Annotated in this window: 24 protein-coding genes; 4 read left to right on the top strand and 20 right to left on the bottom strand. The window is 67.4% G+C overall.

What is annotated here, in order from left to right:
- Positions 1-68 precede the first annotated feature (68 nt).
- Positions 69-749 (top strand): SDR family oxidoreductase, encoded by a 681-nt coding sequence (locus tag B0B01_RS03200; RefSeq protein WP_076647300.1) that lies wholly within the window; start codon positions 69-71, stop codon positions 747-749.
- An 11-nt stretch (positions 750-760) separates the two neighbouring features.
- Here the strand turns inward: B0B01_RS03200 and B0B01_RS03205 are convergent, their stop codons facing one another.
- From B0B01_RS03205 to B0B01_RS03250, 10 genes are all read right to left on the bottom strand, one after another.
- The gene (locus B0B01_RS03205) at positions 761-1183 is read right to left on the bottom strand and encodes a secondary thiamine-phosphate synthase enzyme YjbQ (RefSeq protein ID WP_076650024.1); all 423 of its coding nucleotides are present in this window, start codon (positions 1181-1183) and stop codon (positions 761-763) included.
- A gap of 23 nt (positions 1184-1206) precedes the next feature.
- Positions 1207-1620 (bottom strand): hypothetical protein, encoded by a 414-nt coding sequence (locus B0B01_RS03210; RefSeq protein ID WP_076647303.1) that lies wholly within the window; start codon positions 1618-1620, stop codon positions 1207-1209.
- Positions 1621-2034, bottom strand: coding sequence for a hypothetical protein (locus B0B01_RS03215; RefSeq protein WP_076647307.1), 414 nt, complete (start codon positions 2032-2034; stop codon positions 1621-1623).
- 107 nt (positions 2035-2141) lie between these two features.
- Entirely contained in the window at positions 2142-3050 is a 909-nt protein-coding gene (ubiV, locus tag B0B01_RS03220) for a ubiquinone anaerobic biosynthesis protein UbiV (protein WP_234967693.1), read from the bottom strand.
- A gap of 2 nt (positions 3051-3052) precedes the next feature.
- The gene (gene ubiU / locus B0B01_RS03225) at positions 3053-4051 is read right to left on the bottom strand and encodes a ubiquinone anaerobic biosynthesis protein UbiU (RefSeq protein ID WP_076647315.1); all 999 of its coding nucleotides are present in this window, start codon (positions 4049-4051) and stop codon (positions 3053-3055) included.
- Entirely contained in the window at positions 4038-4592 is a 555-nt protein-coding gene (ubiT, locus tag B0B01_RS03230) for a ubiquinone anaerobic biosynthesis accessory factor UbiT (RefSeq protein ID WP_083946012.1), read from the bottom strand. Before ubiT ends, ubiU begins: the two co-directional genes overlap by 14 nt.
- Before the next feature lie 97 nt (positions 4593-4689).
- A complete protein-coding gene (gene rpoD, locus B0B01_RS03235; protein WP_076647318.1) occupies positions 4690-6729 on the bottom strand; it encodes an RNA polymerase sigma factor RpoD in 2040 nt (679 codons plus the stop codon).
- 111 nt (positions 6730-6840) lie between these two features.
- Entirely contained in the window at positions 6841-8787 is a 1947-nt protein-coding gene (gene dnaG / locus B0B01_RS03240) for a DNA primase (protein WP_076650026.1), read from the bottom strand.
- Positions 8788-8875: 88 nt separating this feature from the next.
- Positions 8876-9175 (bottom strand): hypothetical protein, encoded by a 300-nt coding sequence (locus tag B0B01_RS03245; RefSeq protein ID WP_076647321.1) that lies wholly within the window; start codon positions 9173-9175, stop codon positions 8876-8878.
- Between the two features lie 93 nt (positions 9176-9268).
- Positions 9269-10705, bottom strand: coding sequence for a Glu/Leu/Phe/Val family dehydrogenase (locus B0B01_RS03250; protein ID WP_076650027.1), 1437 nt, complete (start codon positions 10703-10705; stop codon positions 9269-9271).
- A gap of 198 nt (positions 10706-10903) precedes the next feature.
- On the opposite strand from B0B01_RS03250, the gene B0B01_RS03255 reads away from it, so the two are divergent.
- From B0B01_RS03255 to B0B01_RS03265, 3 genes are read left to right on the top strand one after another with little or no spacing between them, the layout of a single operon-like run.
- Positions 10904-12331, top strand: coding sequence for a TadE/TadG family type IV pilus assembly protein (locus tag B0B01_RS03255; protein ID WP_076647324.1), 1428 nt, complete (start codon positions 10904-10906; stop codon positions 12329-12331).
- Positions 12331-12915 (top strand): TadE/TadG family type IV pilus assembly protein, encoded by a 585-nt coding sequence (locus B0B01_RS03260; RefSeq protein WP_083946016.1) that lies wholly within the window; start codon positions 12331-12333, stop codon positions 12913-12915. The genes B0B01_RS03255 and B0B01_RS03260 overlap by 1 nt, the downstream gene beginning before the upstream one ends.
- Positions 12912-13490: a TadE/TadG family type IV pilus assembly protein gene (locus B0B01_RS03265; RefSeq protein WP_076647327.1), complete on the top strand. Its 579-nt coding sequence runs from the start codon at positions 12912-12914 to the stop codon at positions 13488-13490. The genes B0B01_RS03260 and B0B01_RS03265 overlap by 4 nt, the downstream gene beginning before the upstream one ends.
- A gap of 270 nt (positions 13491-13760) precedes the next feature.
- Here the strand turns inward: B0B01_RS03265 and recN are convergent, their stop codons facing one another.
- The 10 genes from recN to B0B01_RS03315 all read right to left on the bottom strand — a co-directional run bounded on the left by recN (position 13761) and on the right by B0B01_RS03315 (position 24768).
- Positions 13761-15446, bottom strand: a complete 1686-nt coding sequence (gene recN / locus B0B01_RS03270) for a DNA repair protein RecN (protein ID WP_076647330.1) — start codon at positions 15444-15446, stop codon at positions 13761-13763.
- A 38-nt stretch (positions 15447-15484) separates the two neighbouring features.
- Positions 15485-16333 carry an outer membrane protein assembly factor BamD gene (locus B0B01_RS03275; RefSeq protein ID WP_076647334.1) on the bottom strand — a complete coding sequence of 283 codons (849 nt, stop codon included), beginning with the start codon at positions 16331-16333 and terminating at the stop codon, positions 15485-15487.
- 175 nt (positions 16334-16508) lie between these two features.
- Positions 16509-17441: a UDP-3-O-acyl-N-acetylglucosamine deacetylase gene (gene lpxC / locus B0B01_RS03280; protein WP_076647337.1), complete on the bottom strand. Its 933-nt coding sequence runs from the start codon at positions 17439-17441 to the stop codon at positions 16509-16511.
- 345 nt (positions 17442-17786) lie between these two features.
- The gene (gene ftsZ / locus B0B01_RS03285) at positions 17787-19553 is read right to left on the bottom strand and encodes a cell division protein FtsZ (RefSeq protein WP_076647339.1); all 1767 of its coding nucleotides are present in this window, start codon (positions 19551-19553) and stop codon (positions 17787-17789) included.
- A gap of 367 nt (positions 19554-19920) precedes the next feature.
- Positions 19921-21255 (bottom strand): cell division protein FtsA, encoded by a 1335-nt coding sequence (gene ftsA / locus B0B01_RS03290; RefSeq protein ID WP_076650029.1) that lies wholly within the window; start codon positions 21253-21255, stop codon positions 19921-19923.
- 19 nt (positions 21256-21274) lie between these two features.
- Entirely contained in the window at positions 21275-22090 is an 816-nt protein-coding gene (locus B0B01_RS03295; RefSeq protein ID WP_234967694.1) for a cell division protein FtsQ/DivIB, read from the bottom strand.
- Positions 22091-22128: 38 nt separating this feature from the next.
- Positions 22129-23049 carry a D-alanine--D-alanine ligase gene (locus tag B0B01_RS03300; RefSeq protein WP_200805402.1) on the bottom strand — a complete coding sequence of 307 codons (921 nt, stop codon included), beginning with the start codon at positions 23047-23049 and terminating at the stop codon, positions 22129-22131.
- A 140-nt stretch (positions 23050-23189) separates the two neighbouring features.
- Positions 23190-24161: a UDP-N-acetylmuramate dehydrogenase gene (gene murB, locus B0B01_RS03305; RefSeq protein ID WP_076647348.1), complete on the bottom strand. Its 972-nt coding sequence runs from the start codon at positions 24159-24161 to the stop codon at positions 23190-23192.
- Positions 24161-24454: a hypothetical protein gene (locus tag B0B01_RS03310; RefSeq protein WP_076647351.1), complete on the bottom strand. Its 294-nt coding sequence runs from the start codon at positions 24452-24454 to the stop codon at positions 24161-24163. The genes murB and B0B01_RS03310 overlap by 1 nt, the downstream gene beginning before the upstream one ends.
- On the bottom strand, positions 24451-24768 hold the full coding sequence (locus tag B0B01_RS03315) for a DUF2484 family protein (RefSeq protein ID WP_327082979.1): 318 nt from the start codon (positions 24766-24768) through the stop codon (positions 24451-24453). Before B0B01_RS03315 ends, B0B01_RS03310 begins: the two co-directional genes overlap by 4 nt.
- Position 24769 lies beyond the last annotated feature (1 nt).

A 24769-nucleotide genomic window follows, 5' to 3' on the forward strand; every position in this document is an offset into this window, starting at 1 on the left:
GATGTGGCCGGAAAGCCGCGCCGTGCCATATGATGCATGGATCACAGCCCCAAAACCCGGAGTAAAAAATGACCAGAACCCTGCTCATCACCGGCGCGTCGAGCGGCATCGGCGCCGCCACTGCCGAGGCCGCCGCAAGGGCCGGCTGGCAGGTCGCGCTGATGGCGCGCTCGGCCGACCGGCTCGAGGCGCTCGCCGCGCGGATCGGCCCCTCGGCGCTCGCGCTGCCGGGCGACGTCACGCAGGAGGCCGAAATCCGCCGTGCCGTTGCCGCCACGGTCGAGCGTTTCGGCGCGCTCGACGCGGCCTTTGCCAACGCCGGGCGCGGCGCGAACGCCCCCGGTGTCGAGACCGGCGATCCCGGAGACTGGCGCGGCATGATCGACCTCAACATCCTCGGGCTGCTGCTGACCGCCCATGCCACCCTGCCCGAGCTGCGCAAGACCAGGGGCACGCTGGTCCTGACCGGCTCTTCCGCGGGGCGCAACCATATGAAGGGATCGGTCTACGGCGCGACGAAATGGTTCGTGCACGGGCTTGCCGGGAACCTCGCCGAGGAAATGCGCGACTGGGGCGGGCGCTGTGGCGTGGTGGCGCCGGGCATGGTGGACACGCCCTTTTTCGACAAGGGCGCGCCGGGCAAGCTCGACCCCGCCGACGTGGCGGCGGCGGTGATGCAGATGATCGAGGCGCCCGAACGCGCGTCGATCCGCGAAGTCTATCTCATGCCCCAGAACCGGAGCGAATGACGCCCCTCCGCTCAGCCGAGCAGATGGGCAATGATGCGGCGCCGGTGCGGGGCGTCGCGGTGCTCGACCAGATAGATGCCCTGCCAGGTGCCCAGCGCCATCCGCCCGCCGCTCACCGGAATCGAGAGGCTGACCGGCAGCAGGGCCGCCTTGACATGGGCCGGCATGTCGTCGGGCCCTTCGCTGCGGTGGCGAATCCAGTCCATGCCCGGGCGATCGGCATGAGGCACGAGCCGGCGCAGGAATTCCAGCAGGTCGCGCTGCACATCCGGGTCGGCGTTCTCCTGAATGAGCAGCGAGGCCGAACTGTGGCGCAGGAACAGGGTGAGCAGCCCCTCACTCACGCCGGTGCCGCCAAGCCAGCGCGCCACCTCTGCGGTGACGTCATGAAACCCGGGGCCCTGGGTGTCGAACGTGAACTCGGCCTGCTGCATCGTCATGGAGCGGGAACCGCTGGTCAGGGAAAGAAACGGCCGTCGAAACGGTCGCGGTCATGGCAGAACTGCCGCGCCGCGGCCGTGCGCTGGCTGTCCCCGACCGCATCGAGCGACAGCGCATAGCCGTGGTCGGTCTCGGCCCCCGCCGGCGGCTGGAACGCGAACTGCACCGCCTTGTAATCGGGGCGGGTCATGCTTGGTCCTATGCCGCGATGGATATAGATGCGCTGCGCCGCCGGCGCGTCCAGTACCCGGCGCGCATAATCGGCCGCGGCGCACCAGAACTCTCTCGGCCCGGCGCCCGGGCGGCTCAGCACTTCGAACACGCCGTTGCCGAGCGGAAACACCTCCTGCCGGTTCACCGCCCGCCAGGACAGCGCAACCTGCGGCGCGGCAAGGCAGAGGGCAAGGGTCATGACGACGAGCGCGCGCATCTAGAACCACCCTTCGGGGACAGAGCAATCCTGTATCGAGCGCTGCACCGTCTGGCTGCGCCCGACCCGCAGCGAAAGGCTGACGAGTGGCGCCTCTTCGGGCACGATCCCCGCCGCTTCGGGGTCGAGCGTGAACTGCACCGTCGTGCGCTTGTTCACGCTCTCGCCGGGGCCGCGGCCGCGCACCACGTGGATCCGCGCGCCCCAGGGCGCGCCCAGCACGCGATGGGCATAATCCGCCGCCCCGCACCAGTAGCGCTCGGAGGACGTGGGACTGCGGCCGTAGACCTCGAACACGGCATCGTTCACCACGCTGACCCGCATGTCGCGCCGGGCCACGAAATCGGCCGATGCGGCGACCGGAAGGCAAAGCGCAAGCGCGGCGCCAAGAACGGCAGGAGAGAGACGCTTCACGGGGCTGTTTCCGACTCTGTTGTGGCTCCGGTCTTTCAGGATAGAGCGAAAAGCCGCCCGGAACAGGGCAAATGCTGCCCGCGCCCCGTGAATTGGTCAGGCGGCCGCTATTCCGGCGCGCGAATCCGCTGGAAACCCGGGCGCGCATACCAGAACCCGTTGGAAAACGGCGCCGCGATCCCGAGCGCATCAATCCGCGCCGCCCCCTCCGCAGCGCTCTGCGTGCCATCCAGAACATCGCGAAAGGCGCGCGCCACCGCCACCATGTCCGTCACCTGCGGCACGAGGCGGTAATGGGTCACGCCATGGGCCGCGAGATCCTCCAGATCCTCGATCAGGTTGACGTAGCTTTCGGACATGGTCTGGATGCCGTTCACCCGCAGGAAGGGCTGATCCACAAGCGTGCGGAGCGGCATGCCGTCGGGGTCTTCCTCGCAGACGAACTGGCAGTTGTCCTTGGTGCGGCCATGGGCGCGGGCATGGTAGCAACGCGCCGACACGGCGAGCGATGCGCGCCCGAACACCTGCACCTCGATCCCCGCACCGCGCTGCGCCGCGACCTCGGCCAACTGCGCGACCGAGCTGCGCGGCAGTTCCACCGGCAAGGCGAAATGCGTCGCGCCGCGCTCGGCCAGATAGACCAGAGTTTCCGCGTTATAGACATTCAGCAGCGGCCCGATGCGATGCGCCCGCCCGTTCATGTGGAACAGGCCGGAGTTGTTGTTGATCTCGATCTCGTGTTCGTCGATCTCGCAGAACCCGGCCATCATCTGGCGTTCGCGCCTGGTCATCACCTCGGCAAGCGAGGAAAACACCACGTGCTTGCCGCCGCGTTCAAGGCGGTCGGCAACCTCGGCATAGTGGCGCTCGAAAAAGGGGGCCCGTTTCGAACAGATCACCTCGCCCAGATAGACCGTGTCCACCGGTGCCTCATCGGCGATACTGGCATAGAAATCGAGCTTGTCCTCGGCCGGCCAATGAAAGGGGATCGGCCCCAATGTCAGGGATCTGGTCATCGTCATCGCCATTTCTTGGTCTTGAACGCGCCTTCGGTCTGTTTCTGCCCCTCGGTCAGGGCTACGAGATCGGCAAGCGCGGGTTCCTGCCCCGCGAGCACCTGATCCACCGCCGCGCGGAAGGCGCCGACCACCTTGCGCACATAAGCGCGCGACCGCTGGCGCCCTTCGATCTTGAAGGCATGCACCCCCGCGCCGATGAGCCCCGGAAGCATCCGGCCGAGGTTGAGGCTGATCGGTTCCTCGAAGGCGTAATAGCCATCCTCGCGGTGCGGCGCGTGATAGCGCCCCTTGCAGATGGTCGGATAACCCGCCGTCTCGTCGCAGCCGAAACGGTCGATCGTGACATCGCCCAGCCGGGTCGTCATGGTGCCGTCCGCGCCCCGGTCGTAATGCACATCCGCCGCGGGTGAACAGACGCCGTCCATGTTGGTCGAAAGGCCGGTCACGTAATTGGTCAGGCTGCAGCGCCCCTCGACCATGAGCCCGTGATTGCCGAAGATGAAGGTCTCGATCTCGCAGGGGATCTCGGCCGCTATGTCGCGGATTTCGGGCACGGTGAGGATGCGCGGCAGCACCACGCGCTTCACGCCGAATTCCCGGCAGTAATAGCGGATCGCCTCGGGGCTCGATGCCGCTGCCTGCACCGACAGATGCAGCCGCGTGTCCGGGTGGCTGCGGGCGATATGATCCGCCACGCCGATATCGGCGACGATGAAGGCATCGACCCCGAGCCGCGCACCCAGATCCGCCGCCTCGCGCCAGAGGTCGAACTTGCCCGCCGGCGGGAAGGTGTTGAGCGCGAGCAGCACCTTCGCCCTGCGCTCATGGGCATAGGCAAGCGATTTCTCAAGCTCGGCCGGAGTGAAGTTCAGCCCCGGAAAATTGCGTGCGTTGGTCGCGTTCTGGAACCCGCAATAGACCGCATCGGCGCCGGCATCGACCGCCGTGCGCAGGCCGGCCGGGGTGCCGGCCGGGCAGACCAGTTCAGGGCGCAGCATCGGAATCCTCCCTGTCTGCTTCCGGTTGTCCGGGGTCCGAGACGCGCCGCAGCGTGGCAAGGATGGCGCGCCCCGGCGGGCCGAACATCTCGGCGACTTCGGCCGCGATCGAATCCTCCACGTCGTCGAGCGCGTTGCGCAGCGTCACGACCGCCTCGGTGTCGCCGGTGATGACGAGAGCCCGGGAAAAGAACAGCGCATCCCCGTCCTCATCCGCATCGACCAGCCGCAGAAGGTCGAGAAAGCGCCCGGCGATCATCGCATCATGGGGTGGTGGCGTCCGGCGCGGACAGGCCCGCAACAGAAGGTCCCCGGGGTCGGGGCGCAGCAGCAGCGTGAAGGGGAGCCCCTTCGGGTCGATCAGGAAGCGCGCGCGCTGCACCGGGCCCAGCCGGTCCATCATCTCGGGATGACGGGCGGCAATACGGCGCACGATGCGGCGCAGCAGCGGCTGCAGCAGAAAGAGCGGCAGCGGCGGCCGCCAGGGCGCGCGGGCGCCGGGTTCGGGCGCGCCGGCGGTTTTCGGAAAGGCTTGCGTCATGAGGCCGGGCTAGCACCCGGCCCGAGATGCGGACTTGACTTGCATCAAGTCCGCGGCGGCAGGCGGCCTTCAGGCGGAAATGTCGCAGGCGCCCCGTTCAGCGGTCAAGGAACGACCGCAACCGGCGCGAGCGCGAGGGGTGTTTCAGCTTGCGCAGCGCCTTGGCCTCGATCTGGCGGATGCGCTCGCGGGTCACGCTGAACTGCTGGCCGACCTCTTCCAGCGTGTGATCGGTGTTCATGCCGATGCCGAAACGCATGCGCAGCACACGTTCCTCGCGCGGGGTCAGGGATGCCAGAACCCGCGTCGTGGTTTCCTTCAGGTTTTCCTGAATCGCGGAATCCAGCGGCAGCACGGCGTTCTTGTCCTCGATGAAATCGCCAAGCTGGCTGTCTTCCTCGTCCCCGATGGGAGTTTCCAGGCTGATCGGCTCCTTGGCAATCTTCATCACCTTGCGGACCTTTTCCAGCGGCATCTGCAGCTTTTCGGCCAGTTCCTCTGGCGTGGGTTCGCGGCCGATCTCGTGCAGCATCTGGCGGCTCGTGCGCACCAGCTTGTTGATCGTCTCGATCATGTGCACCGGGATGCGGATCGTGCGCGCCTGGTCGGCGATCGACCGCGTTATGGCCTGCCGGATCCACCAGGTCGCGTAAGTGCTGAACTTGTAGCCGCGGCGGTATTCGAACTTGTCCACCGCCTTCATCAGACCGATGTTGCCTTCCTGAATGAGATCAAGGAACTGCAGGCCGCGGTTCGTGTATTTCTTGGCGATCGAGATCACCAGCCGCAGGTTCGCCTCGACCATTTCCTTCTTGGCCTGGCGGGCTTCCTTCTCGCCCTTCTGGACCTGCGCGACGATGCGGCGGAACTCGGAAATGTCGAGCCCCACATACTGGCCGATCTGGGCCATGTCGCCGCGCAACTCGTCGATCTTGTCGCTGCTGCGCTCGACCAGCATCTGCCAGCCGCGCCCGGGCTTTCCGGCCATGTCGGCCAGCCAGTTCGGGTCAAGTTCGCGGCCGCGGTATTCGTCGATGAATTCGCGGCGGTTGATACGCGCCTGGTCCGCCAGCCGGACCATGGCACTGTCAAGCGCCATCACCCGCTTGTTGATGCCGTAAAGCTGGTCCACCAGCGCCTCGACGCGGTTGTTGTGCAGATGCAGCCCGTTCACCATGAGCACGATCTCGGAACGCAGCGTCTGATAGCTCTGTTCCTGCCGGTCGCTGAACGATCCGTCCTCGTTCAGCGTCGCCGAGATGCGGCTGTCCTGCATCGCCGAGAGCCGCTGATAATCCATCGCGATCCGCTCGAGCATCGCCAGAACCTGCGGGCGCAGCGCGGCTTCCATCGCCGCAAGGCTCATGTTGGCCTGATCGTCCTCGTCCTCGTCCTCGTCGTCGTCACGGGCGATCGGGTTGCCGTCGGCATCGAGTTCGGGGGTCGCCTCGGCCGTGGGACGGCTGTTGCCGGCACTGGTCGCGTCCACCACCGATTCCGTCTCTTCGCGCTCGTCCTCGAGCTGGCTGTCGAAGGTCGTCTCGAGGTCGATCACGTCCCGCAGGAGAATGTCCTCGGAGAGCAGTTCGTTGTGCCAGATGGTGATGGCCTGAAAGGTCAGCGGGCTTTCGCACAGACCGGCGATCATGGTGTTGCGCCCGGCCTCGATCCGCTTGGCGATGGCGATCTCGCCCTCGCGCGACAGCAGTTCGACACTTCCCATCTCGCGCAGATACATGCGCACCGGGTCGTCGGTCCGGTCGAGCTTTTCCGAGCTCGACCCGGCCACGGCGATATTGCGGGCGCCGTCGGTCGTGGCGACCTCGGTCGAGCCCGAAAGCTCGTCCTCGGGATCGTCGTCGTCGGCGGCAGCGTCTTCCGCCTCGTCGGAGTCGTCGGCCGCTTCCTCGTCCTCGATGACGTTGATCCCCATCTCCGAGAGCATGGACATCACATCCTCGATCTGCTCCGATCCGACCTGCTCGGGCGGAAGAACGCGGTTCAGCTGATCATAGGTGATGTATCCCCGCTCGCGGGCCTCGCGGATCATCTTCTTGACGGCAGCCTGGCTCATGTCGAGCGAAAGCTCCGCCTCCTGATCGTCATTGGTGCGTTCTTCGGTGTCTTTCGCGGCCATTCCATGCTCCTGCCCGGTTCCTGGGGGTATGCCTCCCGCGAATCATTCACGGGAACAGGTGATTCGTCACCCTCGCCAACTCAATTTAGCGACCATTTCTTAACCAAAGCCCTATCTCGGCGGCTTTGAAAAGCTGATCTCCTTCAGCAGAGCCTCGAGCGCGCCCCGTTCCTCGCGGCTGATCAGCGCGCCATTCTCGCCGGTGTCGTATTCGATTCGATCCTCATGCGGGCTGTGCAGCGCCCGGTTGCGGGCCTCGGCCGCCTCGCGCAGGCGCCATGTCAGCGCCTCGTCGGCGAGTCCGCCCATCTCCTCCTCCGCCTCCGCAATCTCGGCATCGAGCCCCCGCCGCGCGAGAATCTTTCCCAGTTCCTCGCGCAGGATCATGCGTGCCAGTTCGGGATCGCCCGGGGCGCGCAGACAGGGACTGATGGCGACATGGCGCAGCGACATGAGGTTTTCAAGGGCCGATGCGCCAAGGCGTTCGGTAATTTTCTTCCGCAGGGCGTCGCCATCGTCGCCGTCATGGTGGTCGAGGATGATCTCGCGCAGCGCCGCGTGATACGGGTCGCGGCAGGCCATGGCCTCGAAACCCGATTCGAATTCGGGCACCACCTGCGGCGTGACGATGGCGCTGGCCAGAATCACCGCCTCGCGCATCTGTTCATGGTCCTGCTCGCCGGCACGCACGAGCGGCGACGCCTTCAGCCCCGGCGTCGCGCTCGCCGCCGTGGGGATGCGTGGCCAGCGGCCGCGAGACCGGGTGCTGCGCGGGGGTGCGAACAGTTCATGCCGCAGGTTGCGGATCTCGGCCCCGTAATGGGCGCGGATCGAGGCGTCGCGAATCGTCGCGATGCGCGCGCGCAGCGCCTTGTCGAGCGCCGCCCGCCGTTCGGGGCTGTCAAAGACCCGCCCCTCGGTCTCGCGCTGCCAGAGCAGCCGCACCATCGGCACGGCCCCCTCCAGCGCCGCCTGCATCGCGCCCGGCCCCTGCGTGCGCAGCAGATCGTCGGGGTCAAGCCCTTCGGGCAGGAGCGCAAAGCGCAGCGATTGCCCGGCCTCCAGAAGCGGCAGGGCCAGATCCACAAGGCGCATCGCCGCCCGCAGCCCGGCCGTGTCGCCGTCGAGCGCGATCACCGGCTCCGGCGCCATGCGCCACAGAAGCTGCAACTGGCTTTCGGTGATCGCGGTCCCGAGCGGGGCGACCACGGCGGGAAAGCCGGCCTCGGACAGGGCGATCACATCCATATAGCCCTCGGCCACGATCAGCGGCGCGCCCTGCCCCGCGGCGGCGCGGGCCGGGCCGTGGTTGTAAAGGCTGCGCCCCTTGTCGAAAAGCGGCGTCTCGGGCGAATTCAGGTATTTCGCCTTGTCCTGCGGATCCATGGCACGGCCGCCAAAGGCGATCGCGCGGCCGCCGGCATCGCGGATCGGAAACAGGATACGGTTGCGGAACGTGTCATAGGACCGCGAGTCCTGCCGCCCGGGACGGGTCAGCCCGGCCTCGAGCAGCATCTCCTCGGGGATGCCGCTGCCGGCCAGGTGATCGCGCAGCGCCTGCCAGCCGGCGGGGGCAAAGCCGATCTCCCACCGCTCGATCGCCGCCCCGTCGAGCCCGCGCCGCGCCAGATAGGCCCGCGCCTCCGCGGCGGCTGCGGTCGAAAGCTGCATCCGGTAAAAGCGCAGCGCCTGTTCCATGACCTCGGCCAGTTTCGCGCGCCGGTCGCTCTGCTGCTTCTGTCCGGGGTCACGGGCGGGCATTTCCATGCCGGCATCGCGGGCGACGATCTCGACCGCCTCCATGAAACCGACATTCTCGCTTTCCCGGACGAAGGAAAAGATGTCGCCCTTGGCGTGGCAACCGAAGCAGTAATAAAAGCCCTTGCGGTCATCGACGTGGAAACTGGCGGTCTTTTCCTGATGGAACGGACAGGGCGCCCAGAGATCGCCTTTGCCGTGGTTGGATTTGCGCGTGTCCCAGCTCACCTTGCGGCCGGCTATGCGCCCAAGGCTCGAGCGATTGCGCAACTCGTCAAGAAATCCGGAAGGAAGGCTCATATCTGTCATATAATGCCCGATCCGGCATTGGTCCATCCGGCGGGAAAGCCCCCGCATGGCCCGGCCCGCATGGCCGATGTCGCGGCCTTCAGCCGGCGCGGCAGGCGTCCAGCCACAGCTTTGAGAGATCCTCCCGTTTCAGGGCCTTGAGCGGCTGTTCATAGACCCACGGGGCGACCAGCGGAATTGCGGCATCGTAGTTCTCCGGCCAGGCGCGCCCCGCCCCGAGCACGGCCTGCGGCGCGTCGGGTTCGCTCGTCCCGGCAAGGCGGGCCTGCTGGAGCGCCGCGACCACCCGCGCCTGATAGGTGCAGTCGTCGGGAACGTCCCGCGCAGCCAGCGGCGTGGCGAAAAGGACGGCAGCAAGGGCGGCAGCGATGCGAATCAAGATCGGATCTCCCGGGTGGTCGGCGGACAGGACGCCGATCCTTGCACGAATCCGCCGCGAAAAGAACCGTATCGACGACCGTCACCTGCGAAATCACAGATGGCCGCCCCGCATCCGGTAGCTGCTGGCGATCCGGCCGATGGCGCGCATGTAACCGGCCGTGCGCAGGTCGGGAACGTCCTCGCGCCCGTGCCAGAGTTCGCGCATCGCCTGGTAGGCGCCGCGCATGGTGTCGTCGAGCCCCGAACGCACCAGCGCAAGCTCATCGGCGCCGTTCAGGTAGCTGCGGATGAAATCGGGCGAGAAGCTCCAGTCGAGGCCGCTTTTCTCGGCAAGGCGCAGGAGTTCGTCCACCAGCAACTGATGCCGGTTGGCCTCGTGCAGGCGCTCCATCCGGCCGAAGCGGATGCGCGACAGGTTCTTCACCCATTCGAAATAGGACACCGTCACCCCGCCGGCATTCGCATACATGTCGGGAATGATGACCACGCCCTTGCCGCGCAGGATCTCGTCCGCCGCCGCCGTGACCGGCCCGTTCGCGGCCTCGATGATCAGCGGCGCACGGATGCGGGCCGCATTGCCCTTGTGAATGACCCCCTCGACCGCCGCCGGAATCAGGATGTCGCAGTCTTCCTCGAGCATCCCCGCCCCGTCGGGGTGAAACTCCGCCCCCGGAAAGCCCGACAGCCCGCCGTGCTGCTGCATCCACTCCTGCACCGCGTCGATGTCGAGCCCCTCCGCATGGGAAAGCGCGCCGTCGCGCTCGATCAGGGCGACCACCCGGGCCCCGTCTTCCTGCGACAGGAACTTTCCGGCGTGATAGCCGACCTTGCCGAGCCCCTGGAGGATGATCCGCTTGCCGTCGAGCCCGCCCGAGAGCCCGGCCCGGGCCACGTCGGATTCGTGGCGGAAGAATTCGCGCAGCGCATATTGCACGCCCCGCCCGGTCGCCTCGACCCGCCCGGCAATGCCCCCGCCGTTCAGCGGCTTGCCGGTGACGCAGGCATGGGCATTGATCTCGGTCGGGTTCATGCGGGCATACTGGTCGGCGATCCAGGCCATTTCCCGCGCGCTGGTGCCCATGTCGGGCGCGCCGACGTTCTGGGCCGGATGGATCAGGTCGCGCTTGGCCAGTTCGCGCGCAAAGCGCCGGGTGATCTGCTCGAGCTCGTCCTCGTTGTACAGCGTGGGGTCGATGCGCAATCCGCCCTTGGAGCCGCCGAAGGGCACCCCGGCCAGCGCGCATTTGTAGGACATCAGCGCCGAAAGCGCCTCGACCTCTTCCTGATGCACGTTCGAGGCAAAGCGGATCCCGCCCTTCACCGGCTCGATATGTTCGGAATGGACCGAGCGATAGCCGGTGAAGGTGCGAATCTCGCCCCGGAGCGGGACGCCGAAACGCACGATATAGGTCGCGTTGCAGACCCGGATCTTTTCTTCGAACCCGGGGGAAAGATCCATCAGCGCGGCGGCCCGGGTGAACATCAGGTTCACGTTGTCGCGAAAACTCGGGCGGGTGGATTCTGTCATGGCGGCTCCCTTTTTCTCGTCCCCGTACGGCATTGCAGGGTGTTCCCCGGCTCATGCCCCGGAGCGCGGCATAATGCGGCATAATATGGAACCAGTTTTGCCGGATTCCTGCCGCGTTCCCGGGCAATGAAGACAACAGCGGAGAAAACCGCGCTTCAACAGACGATTCTGATGCCGCCCTGTCGAGAAAGACCAGCAATGCTCCCCAATGGCAACAGAAGACCCCCTCGCACCGCTGCCGGCGGCGGGCCGATCCTGGGCCGGTTTTGCCGGGGGGAAGACGGGGCACTGTTCATCTTCGCGCTTTATACCTTCGTGCTGATCCTCATGATGGCCGGAATCGGCATCGACCTGATGCGGTTCGAACGCGACCGCAGTCTCCTGCAATCGACGCTCGACCGCGCCGTGCTCGCGGCGACCGACCTCAATCAGATCCGCCCGCCGCGCGCGGTCGTCATCGACTATTTCGACAAGGCGGGGCTGCTCGACTATCTCGACGAGGAGTCGATCGAGGTGACGCAGGGCATCAATTTCCGCGAAGTCAGCGCCAGAGCGGATGCTCTGATCGCGACCATGTTCATGCGGCTGAGCGGTGTCGATACCCTTTCCGCGACAGCCGCCGCGACCGCACTCGAACGCATCCCGAACGTGGAGATTTCGCTCGTGCTCGACATATCGAGCTCCATGAACCAGAACGGCCGGATCGGGGCGCTGCGGCCGGCGGCGGCCGCCTTCATCGACACGGTGTTGCGCGGGGAGGCGAAGGAAAAGACCTCGATCAACCTTATCGTCTATGGCGGCCAGACCAACCCGGGCCCGTGGATGTTCGCGCATCTGAACGGTCAACGGTATCCAGACATCCCGCTTTCGCGACGAAACGGCGGCGATGCGAACGGGCGTTTCCCCAACGTGTCATCCTGCCTGGAGCTGACGGCAGCCGATTTCACGCACCCCGACCTGCCGAAGGCCCAAAGCTATCAGCAGACACCGCATTTCGTATACTGGAATCTGGACTCGAGAACCACCGACTGGGGCTGGTGCCCCTCGGACGAGAAGGCCATCATCTATGCCTCGAACGAGGCGGCAAAGCTGAACCATCTCGTCAATACGATGCGGCTGCATGGCGGAACCGGCACGCAGCACGCGATAAAATGGGCCGTTTCCCTGCTGAGCCCCTCGACACAGGGCACCTTCGCCGCGATGGCGGGCGACGGGATGATCCCTTCCGAATTCGCGGCCCGCCCCGCCGCGTGGGACGACACCGAAACCGCGAAATACATCGTGCTGATGACCGATGGCCAGATCAATCCCCAGTATCGGCCAAAGGATCCGATGGATCCGAAAAACCCGACAGTGGCCCTGCTGTCCCGGCAGAACGATGCCCGGCAGACCGTCAGCAGCAGCGTTGCGTTCTCGCAGTTCCTGACCCAGTGCAATCTCGCCAAGGCATCGCCGCGCAACATCACCGTCTATACCATCGCGTTCGATTCCCCGCTCTCGGTCCAGAACGAGATGATCCAGTGCGCCTCGAGCCCGTCACATTTCTTCAACGCGCGCACCGATGACATCACCTCTGTCTTTGCAAGCATCGCGCGCCAGATCAACCAGTTGAAACTGGTGAACTGATGCGCGGGGAGGCCGTTCCTCCAGCCATCCTCCCGGGCCAGTCGCCCGCGCGGCGGGGGCGCGGTTTCCTCGCCGCGTTCCTGCGCGACGACAGCGGCAATCCGACGCTGGAATTCACCATCGTCTTTCCCGTCATCATGGCGATGCTGCTCGCCGGGGCGGAACTCGGCATGATCGGCCTGCGCCATTCGACGCTCGAGCGGGCGCTCGATCTCACGGTGCGCGACATCCGCCTCGGCACCGGACAGGTCATGCAGCATGACGAGGTCAAGACCGCGATCTGCCGGCGCGCGCCGTTTATCGACAACTGCGACCACAGCCTGCGGCTCGAGATGGTGCAGCTCGACCCCCGCAACTGGAGCGGCATCACCGCCCGGCCCGACTGCATCGACCAGTCCCGCCCCGTCAGCCCGGTGCGCAACTTTCGAAATCGCACGCAGCCGAACGACATGATGATCCTGCGGGCCTGCGCCCGGATCACGCCGGTCTTTCCCTCGACCGGGCTGGGCCGCGGCGTCACCAAGGACGGGGCCGGGAAATTTTCGCTCGTCGCCATATCCGCTTTCGTGCAGGAGCCGGAATGATGCGCCGCCGCCACCGCTCCGCTCTGCCCGCGCCCCTGCGCCGTTTCCTGCGCGGCGAAGATGCGGCGGTCTCGGTCGAATTCATCCTGGCCATGCCCATGCTGTTCTGGGCCTTCGCCGCCTGTTTCGTGTTTTTCGACGGCTTCCGCCAGAGCACGATCAACCTGCGCGCCGCCTATACCATCAGCGACATGATCTCGCGCGAGACGGCGGGTATCGACAGCACCTATATCGATTCCATGCAGCGGCTGCTGGCGCTGATGGCGCGTTCGGGCTCGGACACGGCGTTGCGCGTCACGATCCTGCGGTGGGAGGACGACGCCGGGCGCCACTATGTGGACTGGTCGGCTTCCCGCGGGTTTCCGGGGGCGATCACGAACACGACCGCCGCGACCATGGCCGGGCGCCTGCCGCTGATGTCGGATGGCGAGCGCATCATCCTGGTCGAGACCAGCAACACCTACACCCCCGTCTTCAAGGTCGGTATCGGCCCCCGAGAGCTGCAGAACTTCGTCTTTACCCGCCCCCGCTTCGCGCCCCAGATCGCCTGGGTCGGCCCCCGCCCCGGCGGCTGAGCCGCTGCGGATGGAAACGGCGCGCGCGGCCCGGGCGCGGGGGGATCTGCCTGGGCGGCTCGGTGCGCGGGCCCGTCCCGCTGTGATCGGCTGGAACGGCAAGCCAGCACCCGGCGGGCCGGAGCGCCGCGGGCAAAACCGGCCGGGCAACCGGCATTGTGCATGGCGCAGGGGCGACCCGCCACAGCGATCATACCCGCCTTGTCCGCGCCCGCCGGCGCCACGCCCTGCGCCGCAGGTGAAACAGCCGGCGGCGGCAAAACAACACCGTCAGCCGCCGTCGCCTGCATCGTCAAGCAGCGCCCGGGCGGCGGCGCGGGCCTCGGGGGTGATGCTGTCGCCGGCCAGCATCCGGGCGATCTCGTCGGTGCGGGCGTCCCGGTCCAGCGGCGCGACCATCGTCCGGGTGCTCTCGGCGCGGGTTTCCTTCTGCACGCGCCAGTGATGCGCACCGCGCGCCGCGACCTGCGGCGAATGGGTCACGACCAGCACCTGCCCGCCCTGCGCCAGCGCCTCGAGGCGCCGCCCGACGGCATCCGCGGTGGCGCCGCCGACGCCCCGGTCGATTTCGTCAAAGATCATGGTCACGCCCCCGCCCGGGGCGCTCAGGCAGACCTTCAGCGCGAGCAGGAACCGGCTGAGTTCCCCGCCCGAGGCGATCCGGCTCAGCGGGCCGGGAGGCACGCCCGGGTTGGTCGTGACGGTGAAGGTCACCGCGTCCTGCCCCTCGGGGCCGGGTTCGGCGCGGGTGATCGCGGTGCGAAACTCGGCCCGCTCCATCCTGAGCGGCGCAAGTTCGGCCATCACCGCCGCATCAAGGCGCGCCGCCGCCGCACCGCGCTGCGCGGACAGCTCGGCCGCGGCCGCCTGATAGTCCGCCTCGCCCCGGGCGACCGCCGCGGCAAGATCGGCAAGATCGGCCTCGCCCGCGTCCAGCGCCGCGAGCCGCCCGCGCAGTGTCGCGGCAAGCTCGCCAAGCTCATCTGGCGCGACGGTGTGCTTGCGCGCAAGCCCGCGGATCGCAAACAGGCGTTCCTCGATCTGCTCGAGCCGCGGCCCATCGAAGCGCAACGATTCAAGCGCATCCTGAACCCCTCGCTGCGCCGCCGCCGTCTCGTCCAGCGCGCGCGAAAGCGCCGCGAGCGGCTCGTCGAGCATCCCCTCCGCCCGCGCCGCCGCCCCCTCGAGCCAGCGCAGCGCATCGCCGAGCGTCTGCTCTGCCCCACCGGCCCCGCCCGCACCATCGCCGCCAAGCAGGCCATGGGCACGGGCGATATCGTCGCAAATCTGTTCCGCCGCCTGCATGCGTCGGCGCTCGGCATCGAGCGCGGGCTCTTCGCCGGGCTGCGGGTCGAGCGCGTCGAGTTCGGCCACCTCGTGACGCAGGCGGTCCTCTTCGGCGCGCAGCAGATCGAGCGCCTCGCGCGCCCCGGCCTCGGCCCGCCGCGCCGTGCGAAGCGCCTCCCAGCTATCGCGCAGCCGGTCGCGCATCGGGCCGAGCCCGGCGAAATCGTCCAGCATCCGGCGATGTCCGCGCGCGTCGAGCAATCCGCGATCGTCATGCTGCCCGTGCAGTTCGACCAATGTATCGGCAAGCGCCCTCAGCACCTCGCCCGAACAGCGCCGGTCATTGACCCATGCGGTCTTGCGCCCGCCGGCCATGTTGACGCGCCGCAGGATCAGCTCGTCGTCTTCATCGGGCAGGCCCGCCTCGTGCAGGATCACCCGCGCAGGATGATCCGGGGCAAGGTCGAACACCGCCGTGACCTCGCCGCGCTCGGCCCCCGGGCGCACGAGTTCCGCGCGTCCGCGCCAGCCCAGCACGAAACCGAGCGAATCCAGCAGGATCGACTTGCCGGCGCCGGTTTCCCCGGTCAGCACGTTCAGGCCCGGCCGGAACAGCAGTTCCAGCCGGTCGATGATCAGCATGTCGCGGATTTCAAGCGTTCGCAGCATCTATTGCCCGGGGTGCGCCGAAGCGCCTGCCCCGCCTGTCAGAGCCACTGACCCTTGATCGACTGACGGTAGATCTGGGCCAGCCAGTTGTTGCCGACGCTGTGCGCCCTGAGCCCCTTGCCGGTCAGAAGCGCATGGCTCGCCTCATACCATTCCGATCCCTGGTAGTTATGGCCGAGAATCGCCCCCGCGGTCTGCGCCTCGGCATCGAGCCCGAGCGACAGATAGGCCTCAACGAGGCGATGCAGCGCCTCGGCGGTGTGCGAGGTGGTCTGGAAATCCTCGACCACGGTGCGGAACCGGTTGACCGCCGCCGAGTAATGCTTGCGCTTCAGGTAATAGCGCCCGATTTCCATTTCCTTGCTGGCCAGATGGTCGAAGGCCAGGTCGAACTTGAGAATCGCCGAATTGGCATATTCGCTGTCGGGATAGTTTTCGATCACCTCGCGCAGCGCCTGCAGCGCCTGAAAGGTCAGCCCCTGGTCGCGCCCCACATCCTCGATCTGGTCGTAATAGGACAGTGCCAGCAGATATTGCGCATAGGCGGCATCGTCATCGCCGCGATAGAAATCGAGATACCGCTGCGCGGCCGAGCGGCTGTTGGGATAATCGCGCCCCTTGTGATAGGCGAAGGCCTGCATCACCAGCGCCCGCCGGGCGAGTTCCTCGTAGGGGTACAGGCGTTCGACCTCGGAAAAGTAATAGGCCGCATCGTCGTTGCGATTGCGCGACAGTTCGAATTCGCCCCGCTCGAAAATCTGCTCGGCGGAATACTGGTCAAGATTTTCGTCCCGATCCGTGCGCCCGCTGCCGCTGCATGATGCAAGCATCGCCACCAGCAGAACTGCGCCAACGGTTCTGGCTGTCGTCGCCCTGAAGCCAATCATGCCTGCCAATCCTCACCGTCTTGCTCCGGGCATCCGCCCCCTGTGCGAGACGGTCTAGCACATTCGTTTCCGGGGCAAAACGCCTTAAAGCACCGGCGGGCCACCTTCCTGTCCGCGGCCCTGATCAGGGCTCCCGGTCCCGGCCCCCGCGGCCGGAGCCGGTGGTGCCATGCTTTCAGGCGACTTCGGGAATTTCCTCCGCGACCAGCCCCACCCCGGGCAGGGTGGCGGCGGTCCGCGGGTCGCAGGTCACGCGCCGCCAGGCGTCCTTGCGCGAGAACAGCTCGTGCAGCAGCAGGTTGGTCAGCGCATGGCCGGCCTTCTCGCCGACATAGCGGCCCAGGATCGGCGCCCCGGCAAGCGCGAGATCGCCGAGCGCGTCGAGCATCTTGTGCCGCACCGCCTCGTCGGGGTGGCGAAAGCCGCCCGGGCTCAGCACCTTGGCGCCATCGACGACCACCGCGTTTTCCAGCGTGCCGCCAAGGGCCAGCCCCTGCGCCTGCATGGCATCGACATCGGCCTGCCGGCAGAAGGTCCGGCTGTCGCACAGCTTGCGGACAAAGGCACCGTTGCGCAGGTCGAGCCCCCGGCGCTGCCGGCCGATCGCCGCATCCTCGAAGTCGATCTCGAAGTCGATGCGCACCCCGGGATAGGGCAGCAGGCTGGCACGGGCGTCGCCATGGCTCACGCTCACCGGGCGCAGCACCTCGATCACCTCGACCCGGGCCGGAAGCGGACGCAGGCCGTGCCGCATGATGCCGCGCACGAAGGGGGCGGCAGAGCCGTCGAGAATCGGAACCTCGGGGCCGTCGATCTCGATCCGGGCGTTGTGAATGCCGCAACCGGCCAGCGCCGCCATCAGGTGCTCGACCGTGGAGACGGATACGCCCGCCGCATTGACCAGCCGCGTACATAGCGGAACCCGCTCCACCTGGTCCCAGCGCGCGATCACCACGGCGTTGCCCACCTTGATGTCGGTGCGGTGGAAACGGATGCCATAGCCGGCGGGGGCCGGATGCAGGACGATACGGGCCGGCGCGCCACCATGCAGCCCGACCCCTTCGAACGCCACCGATGCCTTCAACGTGTTCTGCACAGCTTGCCTCATCAATTCGGTTCCCGGCCGCTTCCGGGCCGCTTGCGATCATGACGTAGTGCCTGTGCGGCGGGGGCTCAATTCAATCTTTGCAACCACTTGAAACATCCCCTCCGGGCTGCGCGGTTTCGTGCCCACCGTCCTGCAGATGCCATGGGCGGCGGTGATTTCCGGCCACGTTCATCTGCCGGACGCGGGGGATGCCATGGTCGGGCCGGGGCTCTGCCCCGGACCCCGGGATATTTCCGGCCAGAAGAAGGCCTGGCCGCGGCGCCAGACGGTGCCGGCGCCGCCACGAGAAAGGCCGCCACGAGGGCGGCCTTGCAACGATGACTGCAATGAGGTCTTCGGCGCGCGTCAGTTTGCCTGGCGACGCAGAAAGGCCGGGATCTCGATGCGTTCCTGATCGGGATCGGGCTCTCGCTGGGCCTGGGGCTCGGCGGCCGCCGCGGCGCTGCGATGGCGGGGCGGCTGCGGCTGCTGGCGGGGCGCCGGTGCGGCCCCCTGTCCGCCCGGCTGTTCGCCGGCGTGGCCCGTCATGCGGTTGATCAGCGAATTGATGCCGAAACGCAGGCGTTCACCCTGCCCCGTGGCCTGGCCTTGACCCTGGGGACGTGCGGGTTCGGCGGCGGCGCGCCCGCGCTGCGGGGTCGGGGCCGCCTTGCTGACCGCGGCCTGAAGGCGGCGCATGGTCTCGGGCGAGGGTTCGCCGGGGGTCGCGCTGTAGGAAACGGGCGCCGGCGCAGCGTCCTCGGCCTGCGGGGCGGCGGCATAGTCGTCGTCCGAATAGCCCTCTTCGGCATAGGGCGCCTCGGCATAGGTCTCGGTGCGGGGCTCGAACTCGGGCACCTGCGGGCGATAGGCCGGGGCCGGCAGACCGTCGTCCTGGAGCGCGGGTTCGTCCGCGTCCTCGCGCAGCGCCGGCGCATGCGGCCGGTAGCCGCCCTGGAAACCGCCGGCGGCCTGTGCGGATCCGGATGCGGCGGCTTCGCGTGCCGGTGCCGGACGGGGCTGCTGGTCGTTGCGCGGTGCAGCTTCGGCCCGCGCAGCCACGGCGGGCTGTTCCTCGGCGGCCGGCTTCGGCGCCTCGCTTGCGATGTTCTGCTTGAGCGGCTGCGACATCGGGCGGCGCGGCACCGGGATTTCGGCCTGGCCCTCTTCGGCGTCGATGCCGGTGGCGACGACGCTGACCCGCATCACGCCTTCCATGCCGGTGTCGAGCGTGCTGCCGACGATGATGTTGGCATCCGGGTCCACTTCCTCGCGGATGCGGTTCGCGGCCTCGTCCAGCTCGAACAGGGTGAGGTCATGGCTGCCGGTGATGTTGATCAGCACGCCCTTGGCGCCGCGCAGGCTGATTTCGTCCAGCAGCGGATTGGCGATCGCCTTTTCGGCGGCCTGGATGGCACGGTCTTCGCCCTCGGCCTCGCCGGTGCCCATCATGGCCTTGCCCATCTCGTCCATGACCGCGCGCACGTCGGCGAAATCGAGGTTGATCAGCCCGGGCCGCACCATCAGGTCGGTCACACCCTTGACGCCCTGGTAAAGCACATCGTCGGCCATGGAGAAGGCTTCGGTGAAGGTGGTCTTTTCGTTGGCGAGGCGGAACAGGTTCTGGTTCGGGATGATGATCAGCGTATCGACGACCTTCTGCAGGGTCTCGACACCCTCCTCGGCCTGGCGCATCCGCTTGCTGCCCTCGAACTGGAAGGGCTTGGTCACGACGCCGACGGTCAGCACGCCAAGCTCGCGCGCCGCTTGGGCGATGATCGGCGCGGCGCCGGTGCCGGTGCCTCCGCCCATGCCGGCGGTGATGAAGCACATATGCGCGCCGGCCAGATGATCGACGATCTGTTCGATGCTTTCCTCGGCGGCGGCGGCGCCCACGCTTGCCCGCGCCCCGGCGCCAAGCCCCTCGGTCACCTTGACGCCCAGTTGGATCTTGTTCTCGGCATAGGCCTGCTGAAGCGCCTGGGCATCGGTGTTGGCAACCACGAATTCGCAGCCGTCAAGCTGCTTTTCGATCATGTTGTTGACGGCATTGCCGCCGGCGCCACCGACCCCGAACACGGTAATCCGGGGCTTCAGTTCTTCCTGTCCGGGCATCGAAAGGTTCAAAGTCATGGATCTATCCGCCTGTGTCTGACCCGTTTGCACGGGCATTTTTTGCCTGTCCATCGTCATTCTTATCAATTGATCCCCGATAGTCACCAGAAAAAACCTCGATTTCCGCAAAATATGGGCAGATTCTTGCCGGGAACCGCCCGGTCTCGTCCACCACCCAAGGTATAGAAGACGTGGATGAGCTTTCGCGCAGATATTGCGGCACCTGCACAGGAACCGAAATCCCGCGCGCTGCGCGAGCCGGCATCGACGGATAATCTCTGGACGACTGCCCGGCCGCCTCTGTTATTGGTGTTGGAGGCGTCACCGCGCCCCTTGTGCGCCTTATATCACAGGCCGGCGGCCCCGTCACCCCGTGTTCTCGTGCCTACCAGTTGTCCTTGAACCAGCGCACCGCGCGCTTGAGCGAATGGGCCGGGTAGCGGTCCACCGGAATCTCGAAGTCCCACCATTCGTCCTGCGGATGCGCGGCACAGAGCGCAAGGCCGACCGCGCTTGCGAAACCGGCGCCGGTGGCCGCCTGCGGCAGGCCATGCACCCGCAGCGGGCGGCCAAGGCGCACATGCTGGCCGAGGATGCGGCTCGCGAGCCCGTCCAGCCCCGGGATCTGGTTGCCGCCACCGGTCAGCACGATCTGCCGGCTGGGAAGGTGCTCGAAACCCGCCGCATCCAGGCGCTGGCGCACTTCCTCAAAGATTTCCTCGACCCGCGGTCGCATGATCCCGATCAGTTCGGCCCGGCTCACGCTGCGGCGGTCGTGTTCCCAGTCGCCGGTGTTGCCGCCGATGTCGATGCGTTCACGGTCATCGAGCCCGGTCGCATGCACGCCGCCGTAAAAGGTCTTGATCCGCTCGGCCGTGGCCGCCGGCACGCCGAGCCCCATGGACACGTCCGCCGTCACATGGTCGCCGCCCATGCGCACCGCATCGGCAAAGATCATGTGCTTTTTCATGAAGATCGAAATGCCCGTGCTGCCGCCGCCAAGGTCGATGCAGGCAGCGCCAAGCTCCTGCTCGTCCTCGACCAGGGTCGACATCCCCGAGGCATAGGCCGACGAGACGATCCCGGCGAGTTCCAGATCGCAGCGGCGCAGGCAATAGACGAGGTTCTGGATCGGCGCCGCATCGGCGGTCAGCAGGTGCATGTCGACCGAAAGCGTCTGCCCGAGCTGCCCGCGCGGATCCGACAGGCCCGAGCGGTTGTCCAGCGCGAAATTCACCGGCTGCGCATGCAGCACCTCGCGGCGGACGCCGTAATCGGGCACTTCGCAGGCGGCCATGACGCGCCCCACGTCGGCCTCGGCCACGATCTGCTCGTCAAGCGCGATCTCGCCTTCGAGCCCGTAGGAACGCGGAGAAGCCCCGGACAGGCAGGCGATGACGTGATCCACACGGATCCCCGCCATCTTCTGCGCCGCCTGAAGCGCGGTGCGGATCGCGCGCTCGGTTTCCTGCATGGCAACGATCTCGCCGAACTGCACCCCGCGCGACCGGGTGGTCGCCGCGCCGATGATGCGAAATCCGGTCTGCCCGGCCATGGCGCCAATGGTGCCGTCCTCGCGCAGCCGCTCGGAGCCGTCGAAGCGCAGCACAAGGCAGGCGATCTTGGAACTGCCCACGTCCAGAATGGCGATGACGCCCCGCTGCATGGCCTGGCGCCGAATCTGGCGCATGGCGCGCTGTGCCTGATACAGATCCGTCATCATTCTTCACCACCCATGGTTATCGTTCCTCCTTCGCATTCACCCATCTGTCATGTGCGCGCGCATTCATGCGCAGCGTCGGGCGCTCGGACAGGCGCATGTCGGCAACCAGCACATCGCGCGCCAGCATGTCCTCGGCCTGGTCGAGCGCGATCACCCGTTCAAGCGCCCGCACCGGCTGTTCGGCCGGCAGCAGGATACGCTGGTCGCGGTCCAGGATCACGTCCCAGCGCCGCTCTCCGATACGCACGAACCCGCGCAGGCGCCCGTCCAGCGGCCGCGACGCGGCCGTGAGCGCGAGCGCCTCGGAAATTTCCTTTTCGGCCCCCCGGCCCGCGATCAGGGGCATGTCGGGATGCGCCGCACGCTCGGAAACCGAGCGGATGAAGACGCCGTCCCCGTCCAGCAGCGCCAGCCCGTCCACCGTCCGCCAGAGCACCACGGCGCGGCGTTCGGTCACGCTGACCTCGAGCACCCCGCCGGGACGGATGCGCAGCACCGCCTGCTTGACCGGATCGAGCGCCATGATCCGGTCGCGGACGGTCGCCAGATCAAGGTCGAAGGAACTGAGCGGGAAGTCCACCGCCACCACCTGGTGGATGTCGCGGGCAAGCTCGGCATCGGCCCCCTCGATCTCCATCCGCTCGACGCGGAACTCCGGGCGCTGCTCGATCGAGCTCCGGATGTCCGCAACCCAGCCGGTCAGCGCCTCGCGCCGCGCCGGATCCGCAAGATAAAGCGCTGTCGCAATCGCCAGCAGCCCGAGCGGAACACCGATGCGCAGCCCGGTGCGGATGCCCGGCGTCAGCATCCAGCGCTGCAGCCGGTAGGCCATCCGCGACGGCGCCGGGTCAGTGCGCCGTGGCCTGCGCCCTAGCGCGAGCATGACGCATCCTCGACCAGCCAGCGGCAAAGCTCACCAAACCGGATCCCCAGCGCGCCGGCCTGTTCGGGGCTGAGCGACGTCGGGGTCATGCCCGGCTGCGTGTTGACCTCGAGCAGCACGAGCCCCGCCGCACCCCGCGCCTCGTCCCAGCGGAAATCGGTGCGTGACATGCCCCGGCAGCCAAGCGCCCGGTGGGCGCGCAGCGCATGATCAAGGCAGAGCGCGGCAATCGCCTCGGGGATCTTTGCCGGCACCACATGGGTGGAGCCGCCGGGGCTGTATTTCGCCGCGTAATCATACCAGTCGGCGGTCATGATCTCGGTCACCACGAGCGCGCGATCGCCCATCACCGTGGTGGTCAGCTCCCGCCCCGGTGCGAAACTTTCGACCATGAGCATATCGGGCGCATCCCCGCCCAGCACGAGCGGCGCATTGCTGTGGTCGCGCACCAGGTGCACCCCGACCGAGGATCCCTCGTTCACCGGCTTGACCACATAGGGCGGCGCGATCACATGACCGGCGGCCACCTCGGCGCGGGTCGCGATCACGCTTTCCATCACCGGCAGGCCGGCGGCGCGGAACACGTCCTTGGCGCGCTGCTTGTCCATGGCCAGCGCCGAGGCCAGCACGCCGGAATGCGTATAGGGAATCCCGAGCCATTCGAGCATCCCCTGCACCGCGCCGTCTTCGCCCCAGCGCCCGTGAAGCGCGTTGAACACGACGTCGGGCGCCTCGTCGCGCAGCCGCGCACAAAGATCGGCACCGGCGTCGATCTCGACCACGGTGAACCCCTCGCCACGCAGCGCGGCGGCGCATTCGCGCCCGCTCGAAAGCGACACCTCGCGCTCGGCCGAGGGGCCGCCCATCAATACCGCCACTTTCCGGGCTGTCCTGCTCGACTGACCCACTTCAAGTGCCTCAATGTCCCCGGGACCGTCGTTGCGGCCCCTGTTCTTGTTATGCGCCCCCTCCTGCGCCCGCGTGCGGCGTTTGCCTGTTCTCCGCCCGCAGTTCTTCTCGCAGCGTCAAGGCCGCGGGAAACTCGCGCTCAGGGGGTCGGTTCAGCGGCCGGTTCCCCGATCCGCATGATTTCCCACTCTAGTCGTATGCCACTGGCGTCGTAAACCTTTTTTCGCACCTGTTCGCCCAGCGCCTCGAGATCGGCGGCACTGGCATTGCCGGTGTTGATGAGAAAGTTCGGATGTTTCTCGCTCATCTGCGCGCCGCCCAGACGCGCCCCGCGCAGCCCGGCGGCCTCGATCACGCGCCAGGCCTTCAGGTCGTGCACGTCGTCTGCGCGCCCGGTGCTGGAAAACCCCGCGGGATTGCGAAAGGTCGAACCGGCGCTGCGCCGGTCGGTCGGCTGGCTCGCGTCGCGCCGCGCAAGCTGTTCGGCCATGCGGGCATGCAGGTCTTCGGGATCGCCCGGGGGGCCGGCAAGAACCGCCTCGACCAGAACCGCGCCCTCGGGAAGGTCCGAGCCGCGATAGCGCAGGTTCAGATCGCGGGGGCGCAGCTCGATCAGTTCGCCCGCGCGCGTGACGGCCCGGGCCGAAACCAGGACATCGGCCATATATTGCCCGTAACAGCCCGCATTCATGCGCAGCGCACCGCCGATCGAACCGGGTATGGTGCGCAGGAACGCAAGGTCGATCCCCGCATCGGCGGCGCGGCGCGCCACATGGGAATCGAGCGCCGCGGCACCGGCGACCACGCGGCCATCCTCGGCCCGGATATGGTTGAACCCGCGCCCGAGGCGGATCACCACACCCCGCAAGCCCCCGTCGCGGACGATGAGGTTCGAACCGACGCCCATGGGAAAGACCGGAATGGAAGGATCGAGCGCGGCCAGAAACTGCGCCAGGTCCTCCGTATCGGCGGGCTGGAACAGCCACTCGGCCGGGCCGCCCACCCGCAGCCAGGTCAGATCGCTCATCGCGCGCCCGGGCGTGAGACGTCCGCGCACCTGCGGCAGCGATGCGGCCCCGGCGGATTTCAGCGCGGCAGGCGCCGCCCCCATCACGCCGCGGCGCGGCGCAGCAGGGCGCGACCGCCGAGCCAGCCCATGATGCCGGCAAAGATCGCCGGGAACACCGCCGCATTCAGCCCGATGAAGGGGATGAACGCGTCTTCCTCGTCGCCGGGGCCGACCATGACCAGCCGCACGATGAGAACGAGCCCGATCAGCACCGCGAGCCCGAGCAGCGTTGCGCCGGCCTTCGGCGCAAGGTAGCGCCCGGCCCCGAAGCCGACGAGAAGGCCCAGAGCCAGAAAGATCAGCGGCACGATGGCGATGGTTGTGGCCATGCTCATGACGAGTTTCCTTCCTGTGGTTTCTTCCCGTTCTCTCTGCCACGCCAGAGTTCGATTGCCCAGCGCCCGGCGTGGATCGCCGGCCAGCGCAGCACGAAAACGCCCATGGCCAGCACGATCATACCGATCCAGGGCCCATGCTGAAAAGTCACATAACCGACAATCGGCACGCCGGTCGCGATCAGCGCAAGCGCCCGCCCCCAATGCGTGCCCCGGCCCGGCAGGATCGCCAGCAGATTTGCGCCGACCGCCCAGAGCGCCGCCAGGAACAGCGACGAGGCCATGGGATCGCCGGCAAGGGGAAAGGTGGTCATG

This window comes from Pontibaca methylaminivorans, from assembly GCF_900156525.1.
Taxonomy (GTDB): domain Bacteria; phylum Pseudomonadota; class Alphaproteobacteria; order Rhodobacterales; family Rhodobacteraceae; genus Pontibaca; species Pontibaca methylaminivorans.

What these genes read in the sequence shown, in the direction of transcription:
- B0B01_RS03255 (WP_076647324.1), top strand. Translation starts at nt 10,904, where the DNA reads ATGCTCCCCAATGGCAACAGAAGACCCCCTCGCACCGCTGCCGGCGGC.
- ftsA (WP_076650029.1), bottom strand. Translation starts at nt 21,255, where the DNA reads ATGACGGATCTGTATCAGGCACAGCGCGCCATGCGCCAGATTCGGCGC.
- B0B01_RS03210 (WP_076647303.1), bottom strand. Translation starts at nt 1,620, where the DNA reads ATGCGCGCGCTCGTCGTCATGACCCTTGCCCTCTGCCTTGCCGCGCCG.
- ubiT (WP_083946012.1), bottom strand. Translation starts at nt 4,592, where the DNA reads ATGACGCAAGCCTTTCCGAAAACCGCCGGCGCGCCCGAACCCGGCGCC.
- B0B01_RS03200 (WP_076647300.1), top strand. Translation starts at nt 69, where the DNA reads ATGACCAGAACCCTGCTCATCACCGGCGCGTCGAGCGGCATCGGCGCC.
- B0B01_RS03205 (WP_076650024.1), bottom strand. Translation starts at nt 1,183, where the DNA reads ATGCAGCAGGCCGAGTTCACGTTCGACACCCAGGGCCCCGGGTTTCAT.
- B0B01_RS03265 (WP_076647327.1), top strand. Translation starts at nt 12,912, where the DNA reads ATGATGCGCCGCCGCCACCGCTCCGCTCTGCCCGCGCCCCTGCGCCGT.
- dnaG (WP_076650026.1), bottom strand. Translation starts at nt 8,787, where the DNA reads ATGAGCCTTCCTTCCGGATTTCTTGACGAGTTGCGCAATCGCTCGAGC.
- B0B01_RS03295 (WP_234967694.1), bottom strand. Translation starts at nt 22,090, where the DNA reads ATGGCCTACCGGCTGCAGCGCTGGATGCTGACGCCGGGCATCCGCACC.
- recN (WP_076647330.1), bottom strand. Translation starts at nt 15,446, where the DNA reads ATGCTGCGAACGCTTGAAATCCGCGACATGCTGATCATCGACCGGCTG.
- B0B01_RS03315 (WP_327082979.1), bottom strand. Translation starts at nt 24,768, where the DNA reads ATGACCACCTTTCCCCTTGCCGGCGATCCCATGGCCTCGTCGCTGTTC.
- lpxC (WP_076647337.1), bottom strand. Translation starts at nt 17,441, where the DNA reads ATGAGGCAAGCTGTGCAGAACACGTTGAAGGCATCGGTGGCGTTCGAA.
- ubiU (WP_076647315.1), bottom strand. Translation starts at nt 4,051, where the DNA reads ATGCTGCGCCCTGAACTGGTCTGCCCGGCCGGCACCCCGGCCGGCCTG.
- B0B01_RS03275 (WP_076647334.1), bottom strand. Translation starts at nt 16,333, where the DNA reads ATGATTGGCTTCAGGGCGACGACAGCCAGAACCGTTGGCGCAGTTCTG.
- ftsZ (WP_076647339.1), bottom strand. Translation starts at nt 19,553, where the DNA reads ATGACTTTGAACCTTTCGATGCCCGGACAGGAAGAACTGAAGCCCCGG.
- B0B01_RS03310 (WP_076647351.1), bottom strand. Translation starts at nt 24,454, where the DNA reads ATGAGCATGGCCACAACCATCGCCATCGTGCCGCTGATCTTTCTGGCT.
- B0B01_RS03260 (WP_083946016.1), top strand. Translation starts at nt 12,331, where the DNA reads ATGCGCGGGGAGGCCGTTCCTCCAGCCATCCTCCCGGGCCAGTCGCCC.
- murB (WP_076647348.1), bottom strand. Translation starts at nt 24,161, where the DNA reads ATGGGGGCGGCGCCTGCCGCGCTGAAATCCGCCGGGGCCGCATCGCTG.
- rpoD (WP_076647318.1), bottom strand. Translation starts at nt 6,729, where the DNA reads ATGGCCGCGAAAGACACCGAAGAACGCACCAATGACGATCAGGAGGCG.
- ubiV (WP_234967693.1), bottom strand. Translation starts at nt 3,050, where the DNA reads ATGACCAGATCCCTGACATTGGGGCCGATCCCCTTTCATTGGCCGGCC.
- B0B01_RS03250 (WP_076650027.1), bottom strand. Translation starts at nt 10,705, where the DNA reads ATGACAGAATCCACCCGCCCGAGTTTTCGCGACAACGTGAACCTGATG.